This window comes from Acidaminococcus nyctereutis (genome assembly GCF_052216985.1).
In the GTDB taxonomy this organism is placed as follows: domain Bacteria; phylum Bacillota; class Negativicutes; order Acidaminococcales; family Acidaminococcaceae; genus Acidaminococcus; species Acidaminococcus fermentans_A.
Genome location: NZ_JBQOUY010000047.1, coordinates 1 through 9078 on the forward strand (window position 1 = coordinate 1; position 9078 = coordinate 9078).

The 9078-nt window shown below is 50.2% G+C and carries 9 protein-coding genes; 8 read left to right on the forward strand and 1 reads right to left on the reverse strand.

What is annotated here, in order from left to right; translation table 11 throughout:
• The first annotated feature begins 144 nt into the window (after nucleotides 1-144).
• The 6 genes from ACTUHY_RS12505 (at nucleotide 145) to ACTUHY_RS12530 (ending at nucleotide 4920) form a co-directional block, all read left to right on the forward strand.
• Entirely contained in the window at nucleotides 145-804 is a 660-nt protein-coding gene (locus tag ACTUHY_RS12505; RefSeq protein WP_442827958.1) for a sigma 54-interacting transcriptional regulator, read from the forward strand.
• Nucleotides 741-1157 carry a helix-turn-helix domain-containing protein gene (locus ACTUHY_RS12510; RefSeq protein ID WP_442827959.1) on the forward strand — a complete coding sequence of 139 codons (417 nt, stop codon included), beginning with the start codon at nucleotides 741-743 and terminating at the stop codon, nucleotides 1155-1157. Before ACTUHY_RS12505 ends, ACTUHY_RS12510 begins: the two co-directional genes overlap by 64 nt.
• A gap of 97 nt (nucleotides 1158-1254) precedes the next feature.
• The gene (locus tag ACTUHY_RS12515; protein ID WP_442827960.1) at nucleotides 1255-2124 is read left to right on the forward strand and encodes a YitT family protein; all 870 of its coding nucleotides are present in this window, start codon (nucleotides 1255-1257) and stop codon (nucleotides 2122-2124) included.
• A 147-nt stretch (nucleotides 2125-2271) separates the two neighbouring features.
• Nucleotides 2272-2565 carry a hypothetical protein gene (locus ACTUHY_RS12520; protein WP_442827961.1) on the forward strand — a complete coding sequence of 98 codons (294 nt, stop codon included), beginning with the start codon at nucleotides 2272-2274 and terminating at the stop codon, nucleotides 2563-2565.
• Nucleotides 2566-2730: 165 nt separating this feature from the next.
• Nucleotides 2731-3603, forward strand: a complete 873-nt coding sequence (locus tag ACTUHY_RS12525; protein WP_442827962.1) for an epoxyqueuosine reductase — start codon at nucleotides 2731-2733, stop codon at nucleotides 3601-3603.
• A gap of 108 nt (nucleotides 3604-3711) precedes the next feature.
• Entirely contained in the window at nucleotides 3712-4920 is a 1209-nt protein-coding gene (locus ACTUHY_RS12530; RefSeq protein ID WP_442827963.1) for an HD domain-containing protein, read from the forward strand.
• A gap of 31 nt (nucleotides 4921-4951) precedes the next feature.
• Here ACTUHY_RS12530 and recQ read toward each other — a convergent pair whose 3' ends face one another.
• Nucleotides 4952-6799: a DNA helicase RecQ gene (gene recQ / locus ACTUHY_RS12535; protein ID WP_442827964.1), complete on the reverse strand. Its 1848-nt coding sequence runs from the start codon at nucleotides 6797-6799 to the stop codon at nucleotides 4952-4954.
• 207 nt (nucleotides 6800-7006) lie between these two features.
• On the opposite strand from recQ, the gene ACTUHY_RS12540 reads away from it, so the two are divergent.
• Together ACTUHY_RS12540 and ACTUHY_RS12545 are read left to right on the forward strand one after the other, a co-directional pair.
• Nucleotides 7007-8245: a Glu/Leu/Phe/Val family dehydrogenase gene (locus ACTUHY_RS12540; protein ID WP_442827965.1), complete on the forward strand. Its 1239-nt coding sequence runs from the start codon at nucleotides 7007-7009 to the stop codon at nucleotides 8243-8245.
• A gap of 183 nt (nucleotides 8246-8428) precedes the next feature.
• On the forward strand, nucleotides 8429-8941 hold the full coding sequence (locus ACTUHY_RS12545) for a 3H domain-containing protein (protein ID WP_442827966.1): 513 nt from the start codon (nucleotides 8429-8431) through the stop codon (nucleotides 8939-8941).
• Nucleotides 8942-9078: the final 137 nt, after the last annotated feature.

The window sequence follows — 9078 nt, forward strand, 5'->3', positions numbered from 1 at the left end:
TCTCCTTTCAGTTCTTCGTGGTGGTTGAGGTGAAATGTAGCTTAGATATGTCTTTATTTTATCGTAAGACAAGGGGTCTTGTGAACAGGAGTGTCCACAAGACCCCAACATTTATTATAGAACCATAGTTCTGCTTCTTTTACCGTGAAAGATATTATCGCGGTAGATGAAAATATGAAGCGGGCAAAGTCTTATATCAACATCGTAGCAAACTGCAGTTTGCCTGTTTTGATCTATGGTGAGACAGGAACTGGAAAAGAAGTATTTGCGCAAGCCATTCATAATTCAAGTTCCAGAAAAAACGCTCCTTTCCTTGCTCAGAACTGTGCTGCCATTCCTGATAGCTTGCTCGAAAGTATTTTATTCGGCACAGCGAAAGGCGCATTTACTGATGCCATAGAAAGAAAGGGGCTATTTGAATTAGCTGATGGAGGGACATTGTTCTTGGATGAAATCAATTCCATGCCTCTTCAATTGCAAGCTAAGCTGCTCCGGGTATTGCAAGATGGAACCTTTCGCAGTCTGGGTTCTAAAAAAGTCAAACATGTGGATGTGAAAATCATAGCGGCGACCAATGTAGCTCCTCTTAAGGCCATTGCAGAGGGCTGTCTTCGAGAAGATATCTATTATCGACTGAGTATGATGTCTATTTCTATTCCGCCTTTGCGGGAACGACGGAAAGACATCAGCTATTTTGTGAAATATTACGTCACCAAGTATAATGAAATTTTAAAAAGCATGTGGAGTATGTTTCTAAGGATCTCATACAGACTTTTGAATCATATGATTGGCCGGGGAATGTAAGAGAATTAGAAAAGATGGTCGTATATGGAATGAGTATGGTCAGTACAAATTGTAATAGGCTTTGCTTAAAAGATGTAGAAGATAAATTCCATGAATCTTTACGGAGCCGTACAGCAGAGTTGCTGCAGGACCAAGAAACCCAACCAGAAGATTATGGCCAAGATGAAAAAGATGCTGACAAAAACCAGGAAGAGATAATGCCGCTTACGGAATCCGTGGCGGAATATGAACGAAACTTGATTGCAGAGGCCTATAGAAAAGCACATGGAAAACTAGTACAGGCTGCTAAAATATTGGGCATACCGCGGCAGACTTTACAGAGAAAAATAAAGAAATACAAGATTACGTATTGATTTGACGGATTTTCATTCCCAGAATCCGTTACAGAATTTGTACGCAATCAGCACCAATGCCTTAAGATAGGCAGACGGATTAGGGGGGAAATTTGGAATGAGGTACATTAGTAATAATGAGAAACTGAAGAATCTTGTGCTTCTTGTTTTTGGTGCAATCATTTACAGCATAGGAGCGTCTTGTTTTGTAGGACCGGCTAATATTGCGCCGGGAGGAGCTGTGGGAATTGCATTGATGTTGAATTATTTGACGGCTCTTCCAGTCGGTGCATTGACCTTCGCGATAAACATTCCTTTGCTGGTGTTAGCATGGCGGTATTTAAGTCACCATTTTGCCATTAAAACGACTTTGGCCTGCATCGTTTGTTCCGTAATCCTGGACTATTTGGTTGCGCCTAATCTTCCGGTTTACAGTGGAAACCGACTGTTAGGTAGCTTGTATGGCGGAATTCTGATAGGGATCGGCATGGCATTGATCTTTATTGCTGGATGCAGCACTGGAGGAACCGATATTGCTGGATATCTCGTCCAGAAAAAACGCCCGGATGTGTCCATAGGCCGTGCTCTGTTGATCCTTGACGGAATCATCCTGACATTTTCTATTTTCGTATTTCATGATGTTGATGCAGGATTATTTGGGATGGCCTCTCTCTACGCTGAAACTAAGGTAATCGATGCAATCCTTTATGGATATGATACCGGAACACAGGTATCCATCATCACAAAAGAACCTCAAATCATTACGCGGCATATCATTGAAGATCTTGAGCGTTCTGCAACAATCGTCCATGGAAAAGGTGGATATTCGGAAAAAAATCTTTCTATTGTGATTTGTGTTGTAAGGAAGTCTGAATTCAGTACGCTGAAGAGCATCGTCCGTGAAAACGATGATAAAGCCTTTGTGATTGTAACCGAAGCCACAGAAGTTTTAGGGCTGGGATTTAAAAATATAGCAGAGCAGAATTGAAAATCGCGAATATGTACTCTCTTGCAAGTTTCCGACAGGGGCTGCTGCCCACGCAGCAGTCTCTTTTTATACCAAAAAATCACAGCTTTGTGCTTTCTTTTTCATAGGGCCTGTTATGATGGGCATACGAAAAAGGAGGGGAGCAGGATGCCGCAGCAAAGTTTAAAAGGATATTGGCGCTGGCTACTGATCGGAGCCATGCTGCCGGGGATCTTCGTGGGCCAGATGGACAACCCCCTGCAGCATCGAGTCCCTCGCTATCTGGTACGGTATAATCAAGGCGGGCTCAGTCAGAGCTGCTCCAGTGGCCGGAAAATCTCCAAGCGGTCCGGTATGAACTGGAAATCTTCTCCCAGGTCCCGGAGGAGCTGGATCCGGAACAGCCAGTGGAAGGCGCGGTCTACCGGGATGGAGAGATCTACACCAACCGGATCCTCTTAAAAGTAGGAATCTACGGAGACAGTATTTCTCACGGGGGCGGCCACCTCTCTTTCAGCACGTATATGGCCATGAAACAGATCATGGGCCAAGTGATCAACAATCAGATAACGGAGTTTTTGTAAAGGCTATGGTATAATGACCCTATACGGAAGGGAGAGAGATACCATGGACAAAGAGCGCCTGAAAGCATTCTGCCGGAGTCTGGGGCTGACGGAAGTGGGCGTCGCCCCCTGCCGTCTGCCGGTTCCGGACCCCCTGCCAGAAGTATGCCCCCTGGCAGCTGGCAAAGGCCCTGAACGGTATGATCTGTCCCAGCTCCTTCCCGGCTGCCGGGCAGCTGTGGTGGCACTCTTTCCTTATTTCCTGGAACCGGTTAAGGGAAGCAATCTCTCCTTGTACTGCCAGCTAACCGATTATCACAAGGTAGTCCCTCTGTATCTGGAGAAGATTGCCGGCTGGCTCCAAGCCCAGGCACCAGAAAGCCGGCAGATGACCATTGTGGATACTTCTCCCTTAGCAGAACGGGATTTGGCGGTCCAAGCCGGGGTGGGTTTCCTGGGAGACAACGGCTGCCTGATCAACGAAACCTACGGTTCCTGGTGCTTCGTGGGGGCTGTATTGACCACTGTGCCTTTGACACCGGATCAGCCGCGGAACCAGGAATGTCTCCATTGCGGCAGCTGCAGCTGGGCCTGCCCCGGGGACTGTTTCCAGTCGGGCCGGTACGACTACCGGTCCTGCAAATCTTATCTGACCCAGAAAAAGGGAGAGCTCACAGCGGAAGAAACAGCCATCATCCAGAAGACACCGCTGATTTTCGGCTGCGATGCATGTCAGGACTGCTGCCCCCACAATGCCCGGGCAAAAGAAACGCCACTGCCGGAGTTTCGTCAGGAGCGGATTCCCAGGTTGGAGGAGAGCACGCTGGAAGCTATGACCAACCGGCAGTTCCGGGAAGCCTACGGAGACCGTTCCTTTGCCTGGCGGGGGAAAAAGATCCTGCTGCGGAACCTGGAACTGACAACAGGGAGAAAATAGGTTGCAGCAGGTACACCCTTGGCTGGAATGGAAAAAATATGATACAATCAGGATGTATTTCTAATGAAATACGATGGATTGTGGCAACCTGTCCAAGGAGGTGTTTGCATGACCCAAGAGAAAAGGATCCCGCTGCCCCGAGACCTGATCCAGTTTATTTTCGAGGCGGCGTATATCCAGCGCTGGAACGATCATATTCGGCCCCAGGGCTTTACAGAACTGGATAAACAGGCCCATAAGATGATGATCCTCTATGTGCTGTCCCGGTATGAGGAACAGGACCATGGGGCCAGCTTGGACTGGCAGGTGCTGGTAGAGGGGGGGATCTTCGAGTTCCTCCACCGAGTGGTACTGACAGACATCAAACCGCCCGTATTCCATGAACTCATGAGAAAAAGCGGCCATCAGCTGAACCAGTGGGTCTATAAGGAATTGGTCCGCCGGGTCCCTTCCCTGGAGGGCAGCGCCTTTATGGAGAAGATGCAGCAGTACTTGGATGGGGACAGCCATCCTCTGGAAAAGCAGCTGATCCGTGCTGCCCATTATCTGGCTACGGAATGGGAATTCCGGATCATCTATCATATGAATCAAGGGATTTTTGGCGTAGAAGAAATCCGGGAGCGGATCGCTGATGAAATCGAGGACCATTACAATCTGGCCGGTGTCCAAAAAATCGCCATGAACGGGAAGACCCGGAAATTCGTGGATCTGATCGGCAAACTCCGGTTCCAGAAGCGCTGGTCCCAGTCTCCCCGGGTTCCGGAGACCTCGGTCATGGGCCATGTGCTGATTGTAGCCATCATGGGGTACTTCTGTGCCGAAGCCATGGGGGCCTGCAAAGGAAGGATCGTGAACGATTTTCTAGGGGGACTGTGGCATGATCTGCCGGAAGTCCTGACCCGGGACATCATTTCTCCTATCAAGCGCTCTATCGAAGGCCTGGAGGATTTGATCAAGGACATCGAACAGCAGCAGATGGGAGAAATCCTGCTGCCGCTGCTGCCTGTCAGCTGGCATGAAGATATCCTGAATTTCACCGTCCATGAATTTGACAATCGGATTTGGGAAAACGGCAGGATCTGTCTGTTGGAAGGGGATATCCCAGCTCAATATAATGAAGACAGGTTCCGTCCAGTGGATGGACGGGTGTTGAAGGGCTGTGACCATCTAGCTGCGTTCCTGGAAGCCTGGCTCAGCATCCAATGCGGGATTACGTCTTCCCATTTGGCCGGGGTGGTGGAGGCGCTGCCCAAAGCTTATGAAGGGAAAAGCATCGGTGGAATCGATTTCGGCAAGATCTATGAACAGTTTCGCTAAAAAAGAGGTGTGGAACAACCCATGGGTTGTCTCACACCTCTTTTTCCCTGCAGAATCTGTTGATGGCCTCCAGAAAAGCATCTCCGTATTTCTCGTCCTTGTGCTGCCCCACCCCGGCGACTTGTAGGAATTCCTCATGGGTCCGGGGAAGGCGGCGGCACATCTCGTGGAGGGTACGGTCCCCGAACACCACAAAGGGCGGAACCATGGCCTGTTCCGCCAACCGTTTCCGCAGGGCTTTGAGACGGTCGAACAGTTCATCCCCCATTTCCAGGGTGAAGCCTTCCGGCAGTTCCAGTTCCGGAAGGACCTTTTTCTTTTTTCGTCCGGATCTGCCATCGGGCAGGGAACCGGCTTCTTTCCGGAGCAGTACCCGGATGGAGCTGTCTTGGAGCTCCCAGATCTTTTTTGCAATCTTCAGTACCGGATATCTGTCCCGAGTGATCAGCAGATACTCCTGGTCCAACAGGTTCTGGATCATTTCTTTGATTTCTTTCAGAGAATATTGCTGGAGGGCGCCGAACATCCGCAGCCGGGCAAGGCCCGTCTCCTCCACCCGGGTGGAGCGGCTCCCTGCCAGGGTGTTGGCAATCAAGGTTATGCCGTAGGGCCGCCGGGCTTCATGGATGCATTTGACGATTTTCTTGGTCTCTTCCGTCATGTCGATTTCATCGTATTCCCCGTTGCAGGTGGAACAATGGTTGCAGCGGGCAGGAGCAGCCTCCCCAAAATAATGGAGAAGGGTCTGGCGCAGACAGCTGGTGGTCTGGCAATAATGCTCCATGGCATAGAGCTTCCGGAGATTGGCTTCTTCCACTTCATCCAGGACTTCGTTTTGTTCCTTATGCTCCAGCAAGAATTTCTGGATAATCACATCCTGGGGGGAAAAGAGCAGGATGCATTCGGCAGGCTCTCCGTCACGGCCGGCCCGCCCGGCTTCTTGGTAGTAGTTTTCCAGGCAGGAGGGCATATTGTAGTGGAGCACATAGCGGACATTGGATTTGTCGATTCCCATGCCGAAGGCGTTGGTCGCAATGATCACCTGGGCCCGGTCATACTGGAAATCTTCCTGGGCTTTCTGCCGTTCTTCCTGGCTCATGCCCGCATGGTACCGGGCTGCTGGGATCCCTTTGTCACAAAGGCTGTCGTACAGGTTATCTACATTTTTTCGGGTGGAACAGTAGATGATGCCGCTGTCCTCCAGATGGTCCTTCAGGAACCGGAGGACCCAGGCGTCCTTGTCCTGAGGATGCTCCACGCCGAAGTACAGATTGGCCCGGTCGAACCCGGTGACTAAGATACGAGGACTTCGCAGTTCCAGGCTCTGGAGGATGTCGTCCCGGACTTGTTCCGTGGCAGTCGCGGTGAAGGCTCCTACCACCGGCCGCTCTGGAAGGAATTCCAGGAAATCCAGGATCCGGGTGTAACTGGGACGGAAGTCCTGTCCCCATTGGGAGATGCAATGGGCTTCGTCCACTGCCACCATGGAAATATCTGCCTCTTTGGCAAAATCACGGAACAGTTCAGTTTCCAGCCGTTCGGGCGCCACATAGATCATTTTATAGGCTCCGGCACGGGCCTGTTCCAGAGTAGTATAGAATTCCCGCCCGGATAGGGCACTATTGATGTAAGCTGCCTTGATCCCGGCCGTTTCTAGAGCCTGGACTTGATCCTGCATCAGAGAGATCAGCGGCGAGATGACCAGGGTGATTCCAGGAAAAAGCAGGGCCGGGACTTGGTAACAAAGAGACTTGCCGGCCCCGGTGGGCATGATTCCCAGGGCATCATGCCCCTGGAGCAGGGCATCGATCAGGATTTCCTGTCCCGGACGGAAAGAAGTGTATCCAAAATACTTTTTCAGGACTGCAATCTTGTCCATACAGGGAAAATACCTCCTTTGGAAAGAAAATCAAACTGCTGTTTGTTCCAATCATAACGAAATTTCACAAAAATTGCAAGAAAAGACAGCATCGATTAATTGTATACAAAATACAAAAAAATAAACAGTTATTTCTGAATCGTGTTATAATGCACTTGTAAGGGTTTTGTAAGGGTTCAATAGATACAATTTTAGGAGGCGTTACAAATGAGTCTGTTTGAAATGGCAAAAATCCCTATGGAAAAAGCAAGCAAACTGATCAATCTGGATCCCAACGCTGAGGCTGTTATCTCCCAACCTGAACGTACTCTGGAAGTCAGCATTCCTGTAAAGATGGATGACGGCCATGTAGAAGTATTCACCGGCTACCGTTCTCAGAACAGCACGGTCCTGGGTCCTGTAAAGGGTGGCGTGCGGTATCACCAGAACGTTTCCATGGATGAAGTGAAGACTCTGGGCTTCTGGATGACTACGAAATGCGCTATCGCTGGACTGCCTTACGGCGGCGGCAAGGGCGGCATCATCGTAGATCCCCGGAAAGTCTCTAAGGGCGAACTGGAAAGGATCACCCGCGGTTATATCGACCGGATTGCTCCGATCATCGGGGAAAAGAAAGATATCCCGGCTCCGGATGTGAACACCAATGCCCAGATCATGGCTTGGATGCTGGATGAATTCTCCAAGATCAACTGCCAGTATACTCCTGGTTTCATCACCGGGAAAGCCGTCAGCATGGGCGGATCCCTGGGACGGACTTCCGCAACGGGGCGGGGTGTTGTAACGGCTGCTCTGGAACTGCTGAAGAGAGAAGGCATCAAACCGGAAGACGCCACCCTGGCTATCCAAGGGTTCGGCAACGTAGGTTCCTGGACTGCCAAATGTGCAGCTGACAAAGGCCTGAAGATCGTAGCCCTGAGCGATATCAGCGGCGGGATCTATGATCCCAATGGCTTCGATCCGTATAAAGTAGAAGAATATGCCCAGAATAACGGCGGCGTGATCAAAGGCTATCCTGGCGCGCAGGCTATCAGCAATGAAGAAGTCCTGGAACAGGATGTCACCGTGCTGATCCCTGCAGCTCTGGAACTGCAGATCACCGGCAAGAACGCTGATAAGATCAAAGCAAAGATGATCGTAGAAGCAGCTAACGGCCCGACGGATGCTGATGCTGATGCCATCCTGGAAAAGAGAGGCATCCCTGTGGTTCCCGATGTGCTGGCCAACGGCGGCGGCGTAACCGTATCCTACTTCGAATGGGTACAGAACCTGTACAGATACTTCTGGACGGAAGAAGAAGTCATCGACAGACAAGAACAAATGATGGTCAAGGCCTTCGCAAATGTGTATGATGCAGCTAAGAAATACAACACCACTATGCGGGTAGGCGCCTACATCGTAGCTCTGAACGCACTGGCAGAACCCCTGAAACTGAGAGGCATTATCTAATAGAACCCTACAAACGGAACCTGTGCCCAGACGGCACAGCAGAAAACCCCGGACTTGGACAGTCTGGGGTTTTTTGTATGACACGGAAAATAAAGAAAAAGTCGGGAAATGTGGAATTTTTAGAAAAATTCCTTTATAATGGATAACGGATCAACAGAAGGTGAAAAGGACGGGGGGAAGCATATGGAAAATAAAGAACGTAGAGATACCATCCTGAACATGCTCCAGCAGGCCTCCAAACCGGTTACGGGAACGGAGATGGCTCGGGTCTGCCAGGTCAGCCGGCAGATCATCGTAGGCGATATTGCCCTGCTGCGAGCCAGTGGTATGCCCATCATTTCCACGCCCCGAGGCTACCAGCTCCACGATTTCCACAAACAAGGCTGCCGGGAATCGTTCCTGTGCAAACATGGCCCGGAGCAGGTGGAGGCAGAACTCAATGCCATTGTGGATAACGGGGGAGTTGTCCACAATGTGGTGGTGGAACATGAAATCTACGGGTACATGGAGGGGGAACTGAATCTGAAATCCCGGAGGGATGTGCAGCTCTATATCCAGCGGATGGAGGAGACTAAAGCACCTCTTCTATCCAGCATGTCCAACGGAGTCCATACCCATCTGGTAGAGACCGGAACAGAAGAAGAGATGGAGGCCATCCATAAAGCACTGGAAAAACTGGGAATCCTGGTGAAATAAATAACGGAAGAAAAAGGAGCTGTGAAGAAATGAGGATTCATTTCTTCACAGCTCCTTTTTTGTTGTCTCTTTTTACTCCTGGCAGTAAAAGGCAAGAGAAAAAGGGTATACTTCCCCCTTCCCCCCAAAACTCAGCT